The 17,216-nt window shown below is 62.0% G+C and carries 20 protein-coding genes; 11 read left to right on the top strand and 9 right to left on the bottom strand.

Annotation, left to right across the window (positions count from 1 at the left end):
- Nucleotides 1–6 precede the first annotated feature (6 nt).
- The 3 genes from cobT (at nt 7) to ACODR6_RS08885 (ending at nt 3,533) form a co-directional block, all read left to right on the top strand.
- Nucleotides 7–1,908: a cobaltochelatase subunit CobT gene (cobT, locus tag ACODR6_RS08895; RefSeq protein WP_112720188.1), complete on the top strand. Its 1,902-nt coding sequence runs from the start codon at nt 7–9 to the stop codon at nt 1,906–1,908.
- Between the two features lie 5 nt (nt 1,909–1,913).
- The gene (locus ACODR6_RS08890; RefSeq protein ID WP_489022324.1) at nt 1,914–2,903 is read left to right on the top strand and encodes an esterase-like activity of phytase family protein; all 990 of its coding nucleotides are present in this window, start codon (nt 1,914–1,916) and stop codon (nt 2,901–2,903) included.
- Between the two features lie 69 nt (nt 2,904–2,972).
- Complete coding sequence (locus tag ACODR6_RS08885) at nt 2,973–3,533, top strand: AAA family ATPase (RefSeq protein WP_203427831.1); 561 nt, start codon at nt 2,973–2,975, stop codon at nt 3,531–3,533.
- Nucleotides 3,534–3,554: 21 nt separating this feature from the next.
- Here ACODR6_RS08885 and ACODR6_RS08880 read toward each other — a convergent pair whose 3' ends face one another.
- Nucleotides 3,555–4,190: a VUT family protein gene (locus ACODR6_RS08880; RefSeq protein WP_199627828.1), complete on the bottom strand. Its 636-nt coding sequence runs from the start codon at nt 4,188–4,190 to the stop codon at nt 3,555–3,557.
- A 133-nt stretch (nt 4,191–4,323) separates the two neighbouring features.
- Entirely contained in the window at nt 4,324–4,623 is a 300-nt protein-coding gene (gene rpmB, locus ACODR6_RS08875) for a 50S ribosomal protein L28 (RefSeq protein ID WP_112386143.1), read from the bottom strand.
- Between the two features lie 237 nt (nt 4,624–4,860).
- On the opposite strand from rpmB, the gene ACODR6_RS08870 reads away from it, so the two are divergent.
- Nucleotides 4,861–5,637, top strand: a complete 777-nt coding sequence (locus tag ACODR6_RS08870) for a DUF3108 domain-containing protein (protein ID WP_489022323.1) — start codon at nt 4,861–4,863, stop codon at nt 5,635–5,637.
- Nucleotides 5,638–5,667: 30 nt separating this feature from the next.
- Entirely contained in the window at nt 5,668–6,561 is an 894-nt protein-coding gene (gene yddG / locus ACODR6_RS08865; protein ID WP_489022322.1) for an aromatic amino acid exporter YddG, read from the top strand.
- Here yddG and ACODR6_RS08860 read toward each other — a convergent pair whose 3' ends face one another.
- Together ACODR6_RS08860 and gloB are read right to left on the bottom strand one after the other, a co-directional pair.
- Entirely contained in the window at nt 6,562–6,984 is a 423-nt protein-coding gene (locus tag ACODR6_RS08860) for a cupin domain-containing protein (RefSeq protein ID WP_489022321.1), read from the bottom strand.
- Complete coding sequence (gene gloB / locus ACODR6_RS08855) at nt 6,984–7,754, bottom strand: hydroxyacylglutathione hydrolase (RefSeq protein ID WP_199627826.1); 771 nt, start codon at nt 7,752–7,754, stop codon at nt 6,984–6,986. Before gloB ends, ACODR6_RS08860 begins: the two co-directional genes overlap by 1 nt.
- Nucleotides 7,755–7,807: 53 nt before the next feature.
- On the opposite strand from gloB, the gene ACODR6_RS08850 reads away from it, so the two are divergent.
- The 3 genes from ACODR6_RS08850 to ACODR6_RS08840 all read left to right on the top strand — a co-directional run bounded on the left by ACODR6_RS08850 (nt 7,808) and on the right by ACODR6_RS08840 (nt 10,710).
- Nucleotides 7,808–8,584 carry a class I SAM-dependent methyltransferase gene (locus ACODR6_RS08850; protein WP_112720196.1) on the top strand — a complete coding sequence of 259 codons (777 nt, stop codon included), beginning with the start codon at nt 7,808–7,810 and terminating at the stop codon, nt 8,582–8,584.
- 87 nt (nt 8,585–8,671) lie between these two features.
- A complete protein-coding gene (gene hisC / locus ACODR6_RS08845) occupies nt 8,672–9,781 on the top strand; it encodes a histidinol-phosphate transaminase (protein ID WP_203427832.1) in 1,110 nt (369 codons plus the stop codon).
- On the top strand, nt 9,778–10,710 hold the full coding sequence (locus tag ACODR6_RS08840; protein ID WP_489022320.1) for a prephenate/arogenate dehydrogenase family protein: 933 nt from the start codon (nt 9,778–9,780) through the stop codon (nt 10,708–10,710). Before hisC ends, ACODR6_RS08840 begins: the two co-directional genes overlap by 4 nt.
- 26 nt (nt 10,711–10,736) lie before the next feature.
- Here ACODR6_RS08840 and ACODR6_RS08835 read toward each other — a convergent pair whose 3' ends face one another.
- Nucleotides 10,737–11,738 carry a DUF2125 domain-containing protein gene (locus ACODR6_RS08835; protein WP_130284250.1) on the bottom strand — a complete coding sequence of 334 codons (1,002 nt, stop codon included), beginning with the start codon at nt 11,736–11,738 and terminating at the stop codon, nt 10,737–10,739.
- Between the two features lie 87 nt (nt 11,739–11,825).
- Here ACODR6_RS08835 and ACODR6_RS08830 point away from each other — a divergent pair, with 87 nt between their 5' ends.
- Nucleotides 11,826–12,317 (top strand): gamma-glutamylcyclotransferase, encoded by a 492-nt coding sequence (locus ACODR6_RS08830; RefSeq protein ID WP_489022319.1) that lies wholly within the window; start codon nt 11,826–11,828, stop codon nt 12,315–12,317.
- Between the two features lies 1 nt (nt 12,318).
- On the opposite strand, the gene ACODR6_RS08825 is transcribed toward ACODR6_RS08830, so the two are convergent.
- From ACODR6_RS08825 to ftsE, 4 genes are all read right to left on the bottom strand, one after another.
- Complete coding sequence (locus tag ACODR6_RS08825) at nt 12,319–13,116, bottom strand: lysophospholipid acyltransferase family protein (RefSeq protein ID WP_489022318.1); 798 nt, start codon at nt 13,114–13,116, stop codon at nt 12,319–12,321.
- Between the two features lie 86 nt (nt 13,117–13,202).
- Complete coding sequence (locus ACODR6_RS08820; RefSeq protein WP_112720202.1) at nt 13,203–13,919, bottom strand: YdcF family protein; 717 nt, start codon at nt 13,917–13,919, stop codon at nt 13,203–13,205.
- A 67-nt stretch (nt 13,920–13,986) separates the two neighbouring features.
- Complete coding sequence (locus ACODR6_RS08815; RefSeq protein WP_246777552.1) at nt 13,987–14,934, bottom strand: cell division protein FtsX; 948 nt, start codon at nt 14,932–14,934, stop codon at nt 13,987–13,989.
- Nucleotides 14,935–14,989: 55 nt separating this feature from the next.
- A complete protein-coding gene (gene ftsE, locus ACODR6_RS08810; protein WP_112720204.1) occupies nt 14,990–15,649 on the bottom strand; it encodes a cell division ATP-binding protein FtsE in 660 nt (219 codons plus the stop codon).
- 207 nt (nt 15,650–15,856) lie between these two features.
- On the opposite strand from ftsE, the gene ACODR6_RS08805 reads away from it, so the two are divergent.
- Nucleotides 15,857–16,519 carry a hypothetical protein gene (locus tag ACODR6_RS08805; protein WP_489022317.1) on the top strand — a complete coding sequence of 221 codons (663 nt, stop codon included), beginning with the start codon at nt 15,857–15,859 and terminating at the stop codon, nt 16,517–16,519.
- Between the two features lie 61 nt (nt 16,520–16,580).
- Nucleotides 16,581–17,123 carry a hypoxanthine phosphoribosyltransferase gene (gene hpt, locus ACODR6_RS08800; protein WP_112720206.1) on the top strand — a complete coding sequence of 181 codons (543 nt, stop codon included), beginning with the start codon at nt 16,581–16,583 and terminating at the stop codon, nt 17,121–17,123.
- Nucleotides 17,124–17,216 lie beyond the last annotated feature (93 nt).

Below are 17,216 nucleotides of genomic sequence, written 5' to 3'. Positions count from 1 at the left end.
TCGATCATGGCATCTCGTGGTGACAATTCGAAAGCAAAGCCCAACGGCCCCGTCGATGTGGAGCCGTTGCGGCGTGCGATAACCGGCTGCGTTCGCGCAATCGCCGGTGACGACGAAGTCGAAGTGACCTTCGCCAACGAACGTCCGGGAATGACGGCCGAGCGTATCCGGCTGCCCGAACTTTCGAAGCGCCCGACGGCGCATGAGCTGGCGGTGACCCGCGGTCTCGGCGATTCCATGGCGCTCCGGCTTGCCTGCCACGACGAGAAGGTTCACACGACGATGGCGCCGCAGGGCTCGGATGCCCGCGCGGTCTTCGATGCCGTCGAGCAGGCGCGTGTCGAGTCGATCGGTGCGCTGCGCATGGAGGGCATGGCTGCAAACCTGCGCTCCATGACCGAGGAAAAATACGCCAAGGCCAATTTCTCCGGCATCGAACGCCAGGAAGATGCGCCGATCGGCGAAGCCGTCGCCATGATGGTCCGCGAGAAGCTGACCGGTCAGAAGCCGCCAGCGTCCGCAGGCAAGGTGCTCGATCTCTGGCGGCCCTTCATCGAAGACAAGGCCGGTGCCGAGCTCGATAACCTCTCGAACGTCATCAACGACCAGCAGGCCTTTTCGAAGGTGATCCGCAACATGCTGTCGGCCATGGAAATGGCCGAGGAGTATGGCGACGACGACAGCGAGCCGGAGACCGACGAAGATTCGGATCAGGACGATCAGCCGAGCGGCGACGAGCAGGATCAGGACGAAGTCGACGAAGATGCCGGCTCGGATGCAGCGCCTGTCGAAGACAGCGAAGTTGCCGACGAGCAGATGGAGGACGGCGAGACCGAAGGCGCCGAGATCTCCGACGACGACATGATGGAAGAGGGTGAGGACGATTCCGAAACGCCGGGAGAAACCCGCCGTCCGAACACGCCTTTTGCCGATTTCAACGAGAAGGTCGACTATCACGTCTTCACCGAGGAATTCGACGAGATCATCACGGCCGAAGAGCTGTGCGACGCTGCCGAGCTGGAGCGCCTGCGCGCCTTCCTCGACAAGCAGCTGGCGCATCTGCAGGGTGCCGTCGGGCGTCTCGCGAACCGCCTGCAGCGCCGCCTGATGGCGCAGCAGAACCGCTCCTGGGATTTCGACCTCGAAGAGGGTTACCTCGATCCGGCGCGCCTGACGCGTATGATCATCGACCCGATGCAGGCTCTCTCCTTCAAGATGGAGCGCGATACGCAGTTCCGCGATACCGTCGTGACGCTGCTGATCGACAATTCCGGCTCGATGCGCGGACGTCCGATCACGGTTGCCGCGACCTGCGCCGATATTCTGGCCCGCACGCTGGAGCGTTGCGGCGTCAAGGTCGAGATCCTCGGTTTCACCACCAAGGCCTGGAAAGGCGGGCAGGCGCGCGAGAGCTGGCTTGCCGGCGGCAAGCCGCAGACGCCGGGTCGCCTCAACGACCTGCGCCATATCATCTACAAGTCCGCCGATGCTCCGTGGCGCCGCGCCCGCAGCAATCTCGGCCTGATGATGCGCGAAGGTCTGCTGAAGGAAAACATCGACGGCGAGGCGCTGATCTGGGCGCATAACCGACTTCTCGCCCGCCGCGAACAGCGCCGCATCCTGATGATGATTTCGGATGGTGCGCCGGTCGATGACTCGACGCTTTCGGTCAATCCGGGCAACTACCTGGAGCGGCACCTGCGCGCCGTCATCGAGCAGATCGAGACGCGCTCGCCGGTCGAGCTGCTGGCCATCGGTATCGGCCATGACGTGACGCGCTATTATCGCCGTGCCGTCACCATCGTCGATGCGGACGAGCTTGCAGGCGCGATGACCGAGCAGCTGGCTTCGCTCTTCGAGGATCACGCCGCCGCCCCGCGGGGCGGGCGCCTCCGCCGCGCCAGCTGACTCATATGATCGCTCTTTCCCGCGTGGCCATGCTTGCCGCCTGCCTCGCGGGATTGCCGTCTGCGGTCTTCGCAGAAAGCGCTCCGATCGAGAGCCGCGTCATCACCACCTTCAAGATCGGTTCTGACGAGACCAGGTTCGGCCCGCTGGAATTTATCGGCGGGCTGGAGATGGTTTCGAGCAACCGGATCTTCGGCTCGTGGTCGTCGATCAAGGTCAATCCGGACCGCAAGCATGTGGCGGGCGTTCTCGACACCGGCCACTGGCTGACGGGTTCGCTGGTGCGCGATGCGCATGGCCGCCTCTCTGGTCTTGCCGATGTCGATATCACGCCGATGCGGGATCGCACGGGCCGCAGTTTCGAAGGCAAGGGCCGTATGGATGCCGAGGGGCTGGCGCTCGACAGGGACCGGGCGCTGGTCTCCTTCGAGGGCAATCACCGCGTCGATATCTATCCGCGCCAAGGCTTCGCGACATCAGCTGCCGTTGGCACGCTGCCGATCCTCATTCCGCGCGACGAGCTCAGGGGCAACCGCAGCCTCGAGACGGTGGCAATCGCGCCCGTAGAAAGCGCCCTGAAGGGCGCTGCAGTCATCGTTTCGGAAGAGAGCCTTGATGATGACGGAAACGTCTATGCGGCGATCCTGGAGGGGCCGCTGAAGGGCCGGTTTACAGTCAGCCGCACAGATGATTTCGACCCGACCGACGGGGCGTTCCTGCCGGATGGCGACTTGCTGCTTCTGGAGCGGCGCTTCAACATGGCAAACGGTATCGGCATGCGCATCCGGCGGATCGCTGCTGCCGAAATCCGGCCCGGTGCGGTTGCAAAGGGCAAGGTACTGATGACGGCCGATTTCGGCTATCAGATCGACAATATGGAAGGGCTCGATGCCTTCCAGGCCGAGGATGGCTCGACCCATATCATCCTCGTGTCTGATGACAACCATTCGATCCTGCAGCGCAACATGATGCTGGAATTCCGGCTCCTCGACTGAGCGCGCCGCCGAACAACTGTCACAACTCTCCGCTATCTGCTCCCTCCCTTCACCCATTTCGAGAGAGCCATGCTGAACATCCATGTCATGGGAGCCTCAGGCTCCGGCACCACCACGCTCGGTCAGGCGCTCGCCGAAAAGCTCGGGATCCGTCATCTCGATACCGATCACTTCTTCTGGATGCCGACCGATCCGCCCTTCACGACGCAGCGGCCGGTCGAGGCACGCGTAGAAATGCTGCGCGAGGCGATCGGGGCCGCCGATGGCTGGGTGCTCTCGGGCTCGGCGCTGAAATGGGCGGCCGAGTTCGAGCCGCTCTACGATCTTATCGTGTTTCTCAAGATCGATCCTGCAATGCGCATGGCGCGCATCCGGCGGCGTGAGGAGACGCGCTACGGCGACCGGATCAAGCCGGGCGGCGATATGGCGGAGAAGAGCCGGGAGTTTCTGGAATGGGCCGAGAGCTATGATACGGCGGAGCCGGAGCGGCGGAGCGCTGCCTCGCATGAGGAATGGCTGAAGGAGAGGGCCACGCCGTTGCTGAGGCTCGACTCGTCACAGCCGGTCGGCGATCTCGTTGCGCAGGTTCTGGGCCATGCAGCCGTCATGGCGAAAAGGCCGCAAGCTTAGCGCCGGCGGCCTTTGCTGCAATCAGCGGGCAGGCGTTGCCTGCATCGGGCGCAGGGTGTTCATCAGCGCGCCATAGGGCAGCAGCATGATGAGGCCGACCAGCATCTTCACCGTGAAGTCGCCGAGCGCCCAGGAAATCCAGCGCGGGGCCTCGATCGAGAGCACGCCGAGGATCGGTGCCGTTTCGAGCGCGAAGGGTTCGTTCGGGCCGAAGAAGACAAAGAAGGCTGCGAAGGCGAACGAGAAGAAGATGATCGTATCGAGCGCCGAGCCGATCAGCGAACCGACCAGCGGCGCGCGCCACCAGGCCTGGCGGCGAAGGCGGTTGAAGACCGAGATGTCGAGCAGCTGGCCTGCGAGATAGGCGGAACCGGAAGCGATCGCGATGCGCGGGACGGCCGTATAAAAGGACAGGCCGACGCCGACGACGAAGCCTGCGAAAACGACCTTGCGGGCGGTCTGCGGGCCGAACTGGCGGTTCGTCAGGTCGGTGATCAGGAAGGCGATCGGATAGGTGAAGGCGCCCCAGGTCAGGATGTCGGCAAGATTGATACCGGCAACCGTGGCGTTCAGCGGAAACTGGACGAGGAAGTTGGAGGCGACGACGACGAGCGTCATCAGGGCCACATAAATAAGCAGATAGCGTGTCTTCAGCATTTTTTTATCCTGGGTGATGCCACCAGTTGGAGTGAACAAATTTTGGCCGGCACCATGCCGGCAAAGCAAAAGGCTTGTCCGGTATCAACCGTGCAAGCCTTTTGAAACTTTCGAGAAGAAAGCTGGCCGATGCTTAAGCAGCAGCAGCGGCTTCTGCAGTCTTCTTGACGATCTGGCGGCGCAGCAGACGAGCGCGCATCGACAGTTCGTTTTCGCTTGCCTTGATCAGGAACGCATCGAGACCACCGCGGTGTTCAACCGAACGCAGAGCGTGGGCCGAAACACGGAGACGGTAACGCTGGCCGAGAGCGTCGGAGATCAGCGTAACCTGGCACAGGTTCGGCAGGAAACGACGCTTGGTCTTGTTGTTGGCATGGCTGACATTGTTGCCAACGAGGACGGCCTTGCCGGTCAATTCGCACACGCGAGACATTTGACACCTATTCTTGTTTTTCTCAGCCATCAAATTGCGACGCACGGCAAAACCGGGCTTGCAATCCAAGGCCATGATTGGAAAGTTGCGGTTCTATAGTCAGAGCGGCCGCCCGCGTCAAGCCAAACCTTGGCCTTTCCCGCAATTCTGTCAAAAAGCTCGTGTTTGCTTCGCGGGGCGGGCAGAGTATAGACCGCTTAACAGGGTGGATTTCGCCCGTCAAACAAGGCTTGCTTCATGGCTCTTTCGGGCAGACGAATTTTGATCGCGGCAACCGCGGCGCTGATGGCCGTTCCGGCGGGTGCGGAAGAAATCCGCCATCGCACGGAATATCGCGTCGCCCTCGGCATCCTGCCGATCGCGCGTGCGGCCTTCGTCACCAAGATCGAGGATGACAAGAGCTACAAGGTTTCCGGCGATATCAGTTCGGCGGGCCTTGCCGATCTGGTGACGACGATCTCGGCCAAGACCAGTGTTGACGGCGTCATCCGCGACGACCGGCTGCAGGCGCAGCGCTATTATCTCTATTACAAGAGCGGCAACCGGGCGCGCACCTATGAGGTTCGCTATGCTAACGGCAATATCGTCTCGACGACGGTGAAGCCGGAGCGGAAGCTGCCGAATAATTGGGTCAATCTCAAGCCGGGCGACATGCGCGCCGTGCTCGACCCGATCTCCGGGCTGATCTTCCCCGGCGATACAAAGCTCTGCTCGCAGCGGCTGCCGATCTATGACGGCGAGATGCGCATGGATCTGGTGCTGTCGCCGAAGGGATCGAAAGATTTCGAAACGGATGGCTTTGCCGGCCAGGCAACGGTCTGCAGCGTGCGCTTCGTGCCGAAGGCTGGATACAAGAAGGGCCGCAAGGATATCGATTACCTGAGCAAGAGCGGCCAGATGGAAATCTGGTTTGCCAAGGCCGACGCCGCGAATGTATATGCTCCTGTCTACGTCAGTATTCCGACGCAGTATGGAACAGTGACGATCAAGGCGGTGAAATACAGCGCAAGCTGACGGAGCCTGTCTCCGGTTTCGGGGGACATGATGAAGCTTCGGGCAACTTTGATCGGGTTCACGGCCATTCTGATGTGGTCGTTTCTGGCGCTCTTTACTGCCGCCTCCGGCAAGATGCCGCCGTTTCAGCTTTCGGCGATCTGCTTTGCGATCGGCAGTATTCCTGGAATTACCGTGCTCGTTCTCAATCCCTCGCGGCTCGCATTGCTGAAGCAGCCGGCGAAGGTGTGGATCATCGGCATCGCCGGTCTTTTCGGCTACCACTTTCTCTATTTCACGGCGCTCAGGAATGCGCCGGCTGTCGAGGCCGGGCTGATCGCCTATCTCTGGCCGCTGCTGATCGTCGTCGGCTCGGCGCTGCTGCCGGGCGAGAGATTACGCTGGTATCACGTTGCCGGCGCGCTTGCCGGTCTCTGCGGCACCTTCCTGATCGTTGGCCGCAACGGCATCAATTTCGATGGCGCCTATGCCGTCGGCTATGGTGCGGCTTTCCTCTGCGCTTTCACCTGGTCCGGCTATTCGCTGCTGACGCGCCGTTTCGATGCTGTATCGACGGATGTGGTGACCGGCTTCTGCCTTGCGACCTCCGTGCTCTCGCTGATCTGCCATATCGGCCTGGAGACGACGGTCTGGCCGGAAACGTCCTTCGAATGGCTGGCTGTGGTCGGCCTTGGGCTCTTCCCGGTCGGAGCAGCCTTCTATGCCTGGGATCACGGCGTCAAGAACGGTGACATCCAGATCCTCGGTGCCGCCAGCTATGCGGCGCCGCTGCTTTCGACGCTGATACTGACGCTGTTCGGCTTTGCCGAACCGAGCCTGCGGATTGCCTTCGCCTGCCTGCTGGTGACGGGTGGCGCGGTGCTGGCGGCGCAGGAGATGTTCAGGCGGAAATCGGCCGCAGCAGCAGCTGCCGCGGCCGATTAGTCAGGCTTTCGGCTTCCAGTCCGGCGGCGCCATCTCGAATTTCGAGAATTCGAATCCGGGCGCCACGGTGCATCCGACCAGCGTGAATTCGCCGAGCGTTTCGGCTGATTGCCACCAGTTCGCCGGGATGATCGCCTGCGGGCGTTCTCCCTTGGCGAAGTCGGTGCCGAGCTTCAGCGTCTCGCTGCTGCTGCCGTCTTCCGAGCGGTGCAGGGCGAGCGGCGCTCCGGCATAGTAGTGCCAGACCTCGGCAGCGTCGTGGACGCGGTGCCAATGCGACCGCTGCCCGGCTTTCAGGAGATAGTAGATCGCCGTCGAATGGCCTCGCTCGCCGCCATTGGTGTCGCGGAAGGTCTGGACGTACCAGCCGCCTTCCGGGTGCGGCTGCATCGAAAGCGTCTCGATGATCTCGTCTGGAGACATCAGAAATTGTCCTTGCGCTTGCGGATTTCCGCAAAGACCTCTTCGTTCGTCTTGGTTTCCATCAGCAGGTTGCGGCGGATGGCCGGATCGGCGGCGCGCAGGAAGGGGTTGGTTTCCTTCTCAAGCGCCAGCGTCGTCGGGATGGTGAAGCGTCCCTCGGCGCGCAGCGCCTCGATCTCGGCCGCGCGGGCCTTCAGCCGCTCGTTATCGGGGTCGATCGTCAGGGCGAAGCGGGCGTTCGACAGCGTGTATTCGTGGCCGAAATAGACGGCGGTCTCATCCGGCAGCACCGCAAGCTTCTGCAGCGAATGCCACATGTCGGCAGCAGGCCGCTCGAATAGGCGACCGCAGCCGAGCGCGAAGAGCGTATCGGCAGCAAAGAGCAGCTTGTCGTCCACGAAGTGGTAGCAGATGTGGCCGGCGGTGTGGCCGGGCGTCTCGATCACGTTCACATTATGGTCGCCAAAGGTGAAGCTGTCGCCATCGGCCATCGTCTTGTCGAGGCCGGGAATGGCAACGGCTTCGTTGACCGGGCCGATGATCTCGCAGCCGAACTGTTCCTTCAGCGCCAGATTGCCTTCGACATGGTCGGTATGGTGATGGGTGGTGAAGATATGCGAGATGCGCCAGCCGCGGCGCGTGGCAGCCGCCTCGACGGCAGCCGCATCCGGCGCGTCGATCGTTGCCGTCAGGCCGGTTTCCGGATCATGCACGAGAACGCCAAAATTATCGGATCGGCAGAGAAAAACTTCTAATTCCAAAGGTTTCATAGTCTAAGCGGCCTCTTTCCCACGGACATGTCCGGAATGTAGAGGCTCCGGCCTTGAAGTCCAACCGCCCACTGATAACATTTAGTGCAATGCACGCGGATATTGTCGATCTACGCCAGTTTTATCATTCCGAGCTTGGCCGTCTGGCGGAGCAGTCGATTGCCATGGCGCTGTCGTCGCTCTGGGTCCGGTTGCCGCAGGAGCGATTGATCGGTCTCGGCTATGCCGTGCCTTTCCTCGACCGTTTCAGTGCCGATACCGAGCGCACCTTCGCTTTCATGCCGGCAGGGCAGGGCGCGGTGAACTGGCCGATGGGCTCGCTGTCGTCGACTGCCCTGATCTTTGACGAAGAATTGCCGCTGCCGGACTCGTCCATCGATCGGGTGCTTATGGTGCATTCGCTGGAATTTGCCGAAAGTCCGCGGGAGACGCTGAAGGAGCTCTGGCGCGTGCTGGCGCCGGGCGGGCGGCTCGTCATCGTCGTGCCGAACCGCCGCGGCGTCTGGGCGCGCATGGAGCACACGCCCTTCGGTTCGGGCCGGCCCTATTCGCGTGGCCAGCTGACGCATCTGCTGCGCGAGACCAATTTTACGCCGGGTGCCACGGCCGAGGCGCTGTTCTTCCCGCCGTCCAAGCTGCGCACGGTGCTCAGCCTGCGGCGCGGCTTCGAGCGGATCGGGCGCACGCTCTGGCCGGCCTTTTCCGGCGTCATCATCGTCGAGGCGCAGAAGCGTCTCTATCAGGGCCTGCCGGTGGCCGCCCGCGCCTCGCGGCGCGTTTTTGTGCCGGTTCTGGCGCCGCACGGCGTTCCGACGACCCGCAACCGCTAAGTCCTGCTCGACAAAAGCCGCTTTCCCCTTTATTGCCACATGGCAATTTTGAGCTGGATTTCCCGGCATTTTTCCAAGGTCGAAGCTATGAGCGTTGAGAAGAGCAAGCCCGTTCCGCGTCCCGGTATCCTGGATATCGCAGCCTATGTGCCGGGCAAGGAACATGCGCCGGGCGTTGCCCGCGTCTACAAGCTCTCCTCCAACGAGACGCCGCTCGGCGCCAGCCCGAAGGCAATCGAGGCATTCAAGAGCGCTGCCGGCAATCTCGAGCGCTATCCCGACGGCCAGGCTCATGAGCTGCGCGAAGCGATCGCAGCGGTTCATGGTCTGAATCCGGCTAACATCATGTGCGGCAATGGCTCCGACGAACTGCTCGGCCTGCTTTGCCACGTCTATCTCGGCGCCGGCGATGAGGCGATCATCACCGAGCACGGCTTCCTGGTCTACAAGATCCAGATCATGGGCGCGGGTGCGACGCCCGTCACCGTCAAGGAAAAGGATCACGCGGTCGATGTCGACGCGATCCTCGCCGCCGTGACGCCGAAGACCAAAATGGTGTTCATCGCCAACCCGGGCAATCCGACCGGAACCTATGTGCCGGTCAGCGAAATCCGTCGCCTGCAGGCAGCGCTGCCGAAGGATGTCGTGCTGGTGCTCGATGCGGCCTATGCCGAATATGTCCGCCGCAACGATTACGAATCCGGTATCGAGATCGTCTCGTCCAACGCAAACGTCGTCATGACCCGCACCTTCTCGAAGGTCTATGGTCTGGCAGCGCTCCGCGTCGGATGGATGTATGCGCCGGCCGAGATCATCGATGCCGTCAACCGCATCCGCGGCCCGTTCAACATGAATGCGCCTGCAATCTCCGCAGGTGCTGCCGCTGTTCGCGACCAGGCGCATGTTCAGGACGCCGTCGCCTTCAACCTGATGTGGATCGAGAAGCTCAAGGGTGCCTTCGAGGCCATTGGCCTGACGGTTACGCCGTCGGTGACCAATTTCATCCTGATTCATTTCCCCGATATCGAGGGCAAGCGCGCTGCCGACGCCGACGAGTTCCTGACCAGCCGTGGCTACGTGCTGCGTGCGGTCAAGGGCTACGGCTTCCCGAACTCGCTGCGCATGAGCGTCGGTCCGGAAGAAGCAAACCGCGGCGTAATAGAGTCGCTCGGTGAGTTTATGGGGCGTAAGGTATGACGATCCAGTTCGACCGCATCGCGCTTATCGGTATCGGCCTCATCGGCTCTTCGATCGCCTATGACGTCAAGCGGCTCGGGATTGCCAAGGAAGTGGTGGTCTCGACCCGCAGTGCCGAAACGCTGAAGCGGGCGGAAGAGCTCGGGCTCGGCGATCGCTACGTGCCGTCGGCGGCGGAAGCCGTGAAGGGTGCGGATCTGGTGATTGTGTCGGTACCGGTTGGTGCCTCGGGAAGCGTCGCGAAGGAAATTGCCGGCACGCTGATGCCGGGCGCGATCGTCACCGATGTCGGCTCCACCAAGGCGTCGGTTATCGCGCAGATGCAGCCGCATATGCCGGAGAACGTCCATTTCATCCCGGGCCATCCGCTCGCCGGTACCGAAAAGTCCGGTCCGGATGCCGGTTTTCCGGGGCTCTTCGAGCAGCGCTGGTGCATCTTCACGCCGGTTCCCGACACGGACCCGGCTGCGATTGCCAAGCTCAGGGCATTCTGGGAAGCGCTCGGCGCCCGCGTCGACGAGATGGATCCGGAACATCACGACAAGGTGCTGGCGATCGTCTCGCATCTGCCGCACATCATCGCCTACAACATCGTCGGCACCGCCGATGATCTGGAGACGGTGACGGAATCGGAAGTCATCAAGTATTCGGCATCCGGCTTCCGCGACTTTACGCGTCTGGCGGCATCCGACCCGACGATGTGGCGCGACGTCTGCCTGCACAACAAGGATGCGATCCTTGAGATGCTGGCGCGCTTCTCGGAAGATCTCGCCTATCTGCAGCGCGCGATCCGCTGGGGCGAGGGCGACAAGCTGTTCGAGCTCTTCACCCGCACCCGCACCATCCGCCGCTCGATCATCCAGGCCGGCCAGGATGTCGATGCGCCGGATTTCGGCCGCCCGCATGGGCAGGACCAGAAGAAGAGCTGATCTGGAGGCGTTTCTCGAGAAACGCCTTAGATCGGAGGGATGGACCCCAGCGGAATGAAGCCGCTGACGGTCGCCTCGCCGCGATTGACCACCAGATCCACCGGGACACGATCTTTGCCGCCGGCCAGCGCCTTCAGGAGCTTGGCGGCGGTATCGACCGTCTTGGCGATCTGCGGGAAAGCCTGCTTGATGCTGTCGCGCCAGGGGCCGAGCTGCTCGATCTCCAGCTTGAACTTGCCTGAGAGGAAGCCCTGCTCGTCGAAGGAGAAGGGGCCGGTCAACGTCATCACCTTGCCGTCACCAATGTCGACCACGACCTTGCGCAGCTCGCCGCTCGCACCGTAAAGCCCCTGCCTGTCGCTACCGTCGATCATGCCGGCCTTGCCTGCGAGCGTGATGTCGGCGCTGGCTGAGAATTTGGGGAAGACCTGCGGCCAATCCTTGATGACGGTATTGGCGTCCTGCAGCGAAATCGCGCCGTCGAGATCGCCCTCGTTCTGACGCAGATGGATTTCCGTGCGGCCGGCATCGACATTGATCGTCTGCCCGTCATAGGAGGAAATCGCGGTTGCTTTCAGGCCCTCGATGACGGTCGAGGTGCGGTCGATGCCGCGCAGCTTGGTGATCAGGCTCGATTGCAGGTTCGCCCACTGGGCGTTGATCGTCAGGCCGTTGGCCGTGCGGATTTCGGCTGGAGAATCCAGTTCCCAGACGATATGGCCGGGCGCATAGACCTGTGCGGCGGAGCGCAGGGCGCCGAAGCTCGCGGATACGCCGTTCTTGTTGTCGTCGACATCCACTTTCGAGCAATAAAGCCCGATGCGGAAGGGATAGCCGCGGAAATCGATATCCGTGCACTCGCCGCTGACGCCAGCGGTATTGCGCGGCGCGATCGCCTTCAGCACCGTGTCCTTGAGCTGCGAGGCGGCATAGAACCAGCCGCCGGTATAGATCGCGATAACCAGAACGATGCCCAATCCAAGCCACCAGAATTTTCTGCTGCTACCGGATTGGCTTGACGCTGCCATGATGTTCTCCAATGGTGAATCGCGAATGGGAATCTCGGTCTGGCTTGCGATATGGACGAATTTTGGGTGTTTGGCTACGGATCCCTGATGTGGAATCCAGGCTTTGAGTTTGCCGAACGGTCGCAGGCTCTGATTTATGGCTACAGGCGTTCGCTCTGCGTCCGCTCCTGGGTTCATCGCGGTACCGAGCAAAATCCGGGGCTCGTGCTCGGGCTCGATCGCGGCGGTTCATGCCGCGGCATGGCGTTTTCGGTAGCGCCTGAGAATTGGGAAGAGGTGATCGAGTATCTCCGCGCGCGCGAGCTCGTCACCAATGTCTATCTGGAGCGGAAGGTGCCGCTTCTCCTGGCTGATGGACGCGCCGTGAAGGCGGTGACCTATGTCGTCGATCGCGCACACAGGCAGTATGCCGGCGCGCTCGATGCGCTTGAGGCGGCGCGCGTCGTCGATCAGGCAGAGGGCCAGTCGGGACCGAACGACGCTTACGTCTTCAATACGCTTGCCCATCTGAAGGAGATGGGCATTCGCGATCATTGGCTGGAACAGGTGGTCGGTGAAGTCGAGCGGTTGCGGGCCTAGATTATGCTGACGCGGCCTCTGTCTGGCGCAGGACCGCCAGACGATCGATCGCCGTCTGCGGCAGGGGGAGGTCCGGGTTGCGGGCAACGGTATCGAGCAGCAGCTCGTCGCTCGCCTTTTCCGTCACGTCGATCAGATGCGCAAAGAAGGCGTCGGGATCCATGCCCGGCTGGATCGGGGCGAGGATGCGGACCTTGAAATGGCCAGGATAGCGCATGGTGCTACGGCGCGGCCAGAACAGGCCGGGATGCATGGCGATGGGAACGACGGGGATGTTGAGGTCGCGGTACATGCGGGCGATGCCATATTTGTAGACCGGCTCGGCGCCCGGCGGACGGCGCGTACCCTCGGGATAGATGATCAGCTGGCGGCCGGTCGAAAGCTCTTCCTTGGTGCGCTTCAGCACCTCGACCATGACCTTGCCGCGTGCGCCGCGATCGACCGGGATCATCCGCTGCTTCTTGGCGTACCAGCCGAAGAGCGGGATCCACATCAGTTCGCGCTTTAGAATATAGACCGGATCCTTCAGCCAGGGCAGGATTGCGTAGGTGTCCCAGAAGGACTGATGCTTGGGCGCCAGGATGTAGCTGCCATCGGGCAGGTTCTCCAGGCCTTCGATCTCGAAGGTGGTGCCGACGATCTTTTCCATCAGCCAGTGATTGGAAAGCGCCCAGTTCTTCGGGATGCGGTAGGCGGCCTCGCGCGACACGATGAAGTAATAGGGCGAGAGCACGATCATCCGGATGATCAGGTTAGCGTAGAAGATCGTGTTGAAGAGAACGGAACGCAGGGCGAGCATAAGGATTCCCGAAAAGCCTATATCCGCGGGCAGCGCGGTTGCGATCTGCCTACACGATTATCGCTTCCATAAAAAGACGGTTTGGCTCAGCCTTCGCCGCCCATCTCCGCCGAGCGCAGGCCCGGATGGCGGCCGAAGCCGGTGATATTGCGGGCGCCGGCGAGCAGTACCTTGCCATATTCCGCCAGCATGACGCGCAGCGCATTCGGATCCATGAACCAGGCGCGGGTCTTCAGGTCGGAATTGACGACCGGGTAGGGAATGAACTGCGTGTCGCTATCGACATAGGCAAGTTCGGCGAGGCTCCGCGGCATGTGGTAATTGTTGGTGACCACGAGAACGCTTTTATAGCCCTTCGCGTGGATCCAGTTCGAGGCTTCCTCGGCATTGCCGATCGTGTCGATCGCGTCATAACCGATATCGACGCAGCAATCGAAGAGATCGGCGGAACCCGTCGTCGTCTTGCGGATCTGTGCGGGTGTCGTAGAGGGATGGACGCCGGAGATCAGCAGGCGCTTGCCGGCACCCTTCTGCAGAAGCTCGACGGCCTGGTCGATACGCTGGTAGCCGCCCGTCAGGACGACGATCGCGTCGGCCTTCGGGTCTGCCGGCGGCTTCATCGTGGTGATCGAATCGGCAAAACGCAGGAAGCCGCCGAAGATCAGGGCAATGGCGAGAATGCAGGCAAATCCGCTCCAGCGCAGCATCCGGCGCAGCGGGCCGCGGCGCGGCGTCTCGACCCGGTAGCTTGCAAGTGCCGGATCGGGCCGAATCGGATTGCGTCGCGTATAGCCCATGGTCATGAGTCGTGCATATATCGAGATTGCGGCGGGGAACAGGCAAAGGCGGCGGTAAATGTGATCGCTGTCATCAGCTCGCTATCCCGTCTGTTCGTGTCGGATCGGAGCGAAGTGTATCGATCTCGTATATCGTGCGGACGACCGTAACGCGCGCCGTCAGGGTCGTCAGCAGGGCGATGATGATCATCGTCGCGAAGATGCCGGCATAGCCGAGCGCGCCGACGGAGAAGGTGCCGAACAGCGCGGTTGCCTGATCGGTCTGCGGTGTGGCTATGGTCTTGCTCTGCAGGAAGCCGGCGCTGGCGAAGAAGAGGGCGGCAAGCGCGCTACCGATCGCCGAGCCCTTGAGGCTGATCTTCAGGAAGTGCTTCTGGAATTCGGTGGCGACGAAGGAGCTTTCGGCGCCGACGAAATGCAGCACCTCGACGATATGGCGGTTGCCGGACAGGGCGCCGCGTGTCGCGAAGACGACGGTCAGCACCATGGCGGTGAAGACCAGGAGCAGGATGCCGGTGCCGATCATCACGGTCGTATGCGCCATCGAGACCAGCCGGTCGACCCAGGTTCTGTGGTCGTCCAGCGTCGCCTGCGGGATACTGTCCTTGAGCAGCGAGCGCATTGCCTCGAAATCCGGCGGATTGTTTTCATCGATCGTGACGATAACGAGCCTGGGAACTGGGAGTTCCTTGAGATCGAGACCGCTGCCGAGCCAGGGCTCGAGCAGGCGCGCCGTGGCTGCCTCGTCGACGATCTGGCCGCTCTTGGTGCCGACGAAGGTCATGGCGATATCACGGGCCTGGTTCAGCGCCTTTTCCATGTCGAGGCCGTCGTCCGGCTTGATCTGAATGGTGATCTCGCGGGAGATCTGACTTTCCCAGCTGGCGGCAGTCGACCGCACCATGCTGACGCCGCCGAGCGTCAGGCAGGCGAGGAAAGCCATGATGGCGATCACCACCATCAGCGCGTTGCCCTGGATATTCGAGGGCGGCAGGATCGGGGCCGTCGGGCGCACGCGCATTTCCGGGCGCTTCTGCTGCGCTGCGGGTTCGGCCGCCGGTTTCTTGGAGGATCGCTCAGTCATAGACGTCGAGATGCCCCCCGGAAAGAATCATGCGGCGCGCCTCGACCTGGTCCATCAGGGCCAGATCGTGGGTGGCGATGACGACGGCGGTGCCGAGCCGGTTGAGCTCGAGGAAGAGATTGAGCAGGCGGCGCGCCATCGGCGGGTCGACGTTGCCGGTCGGCTCGTCGGCCAGCAGGATTTCGGGGCGATCGATCAGCGCGCGGGCAATCGCGGCGCGCTGTTTCTCGCCGCCCGAAAGCACCGGCGGCAGCACGTTGATGCGCTCGCCGAGGCCGACCCATTTCAGGAGTTCCAGCACATCGGTCTTGTAGGTGCTCTCGTCCTTGCCGCGCACGCGCAGCGGAAGCGCGACGTTTTCATAGGTTGTCAGATGATCGAGAAGGCGGAAGTCCTGGAAGACGATGCCGACACGGCGGCGCAGCAGCGGCAGCTCTGGCCGCGGAATATCGGAGATATCGCGGCCGAACATGCGGATCAGACCGCGGGTCGGCTGCAGCGACATGAACAGAAGGCGCAGCAGCGTGGTCTTGCCGGCGCCGGAGGGACCCGTCAGAAACTGGAAGGACTTTTTCGGAATGTCAAAGGTCAGGTCCCGGAGGATCTCCGGTCCCATACCATAGCGCAAACCGACATTCTCGAAGTGGATCAACGGGCAACTCAGATTGTTCGTGGTTTCACACCATCGACTTGTTAACCAACTCGATTAACAACCGGTAAATTTCGGCGGAAAGATGCCCGGCCGATGCCAGATTTAGCGAAGCATTAACCATTAAAATTTACGACTGGGCGGGATTCGTTTCAATGCCTGGGATCGTCCATGCACTGAAACCATGTGAAGAGCTGAAAGGCCGTCATCATGGAAGCATCTTCGTTCAGCCGCCGTTCGCCCGGCCATGCCTATGATTTCCTGCCGCCAGACCGGGCGGCGCGCCAGCCGCGGGCGAGCGCTCGCCCTGCCGATATCTCGGATGCCGAATTCGTCGTCATCGGCGGCCGGCAGTCGCAGGCGTTCAACGTCAAAAGCTTCAACGACAATCGCAAGCAGCAGGCCGCAGCCGTCAAGAAGCCGGAGCCTACCAGGGCGTTTTCGGCTGCGGCGCGCATTGCCCGCGGTGTCGAGGAGCATCTGCAGCAGGCGTCGTTCAAGAGCTTCACGGCGCTGGTCTTCCTGCTGTTCCTGCTGGTCTTCGGCCTCTCCGGCGGCTTCTCGGGGCTGCAGGCAGAGGATCAGTCGGCCGCGGGATCGCCGCTGCATTTCACCCATGTGACGATGACGCCGCGTGATGCCAACGGCATGCGCATCCTGATGATCAACGGCATTCTCGAAAACGAGAGCGGCACGACCCAGACCGTGCGGCCAATCCGCGCTGATCTCGTCAGCGACGGCAGGCTGACCGCAAGCATCGTCATCAACCCGCCCGCTGACGTCATCTATGGCGGCGAGAGTCGCGGATTCTCTGCGCGCGTCCAGCACTCTGGTGGAAAAATGCCGGAAGTCCGGCTGTCATTCATGCCCTAAGGGTGTTTCTCCGCGTCTAATGTGCTAACGGCTTACCCTTCATTTTCACGGAGCAAGCCGTATGCCTGTCGTGCGCGGAAAAAATATCGAGCCTCTTTTCACTGCCGAGCAGATTGCCGAGCGCAATGATGCGATGGCAAAGCAGATCGCCGAAGGCCCCACAAAGGACCTTCTGGTCATTGCCGTTCTGAAGGGGTCGTTCATTTTTGCCGCCGACCTTATCCGGGCGCTGCACAACAACGGTCTCGCCCCCGAGGTCGAGTTCATCACGCTGTCGAGCTATGGCACGGGCACGGTTTCGCAGGGCGTTCGCATCGTCAAGGATATCGACAGCGACGTGAAGGACCGCGACGTCCTCCTGATCGACGACATCCTCGAATCCGGCCGCACGCTGCTGTTTGCCAAGGAACTGCTGTTCGAACGCGGCGCCCGCAACGTGACGATCGCCGTGCTGCTCGACAAGAGCGTCAAGCGCAAGGAAAAGCTCGAAGCTGATTATGTTGGCTTCGAATGCCCCGACTATTTCGTCGTCGGCTACGGCATGGACGTCGCCTATGCCTTCCGTGAACTGCCCTTCGTCGGCGTCGTCACCGGCGACGCCTGAGCTGTCCTGGATGCAGACGGGTTGTTAACCATCCCGTCCATCGCCCGCCGCCGTTTACCGATCGCAAAGGAGCGGCGTGCGATCTCCGTCTTG

It is taken from the genome of Rhizobium sp. FG96 (assembly GCF_057808655.1).
This window is presented reverse-complemented; position numbering and strand designations above follow the sequence as displayed.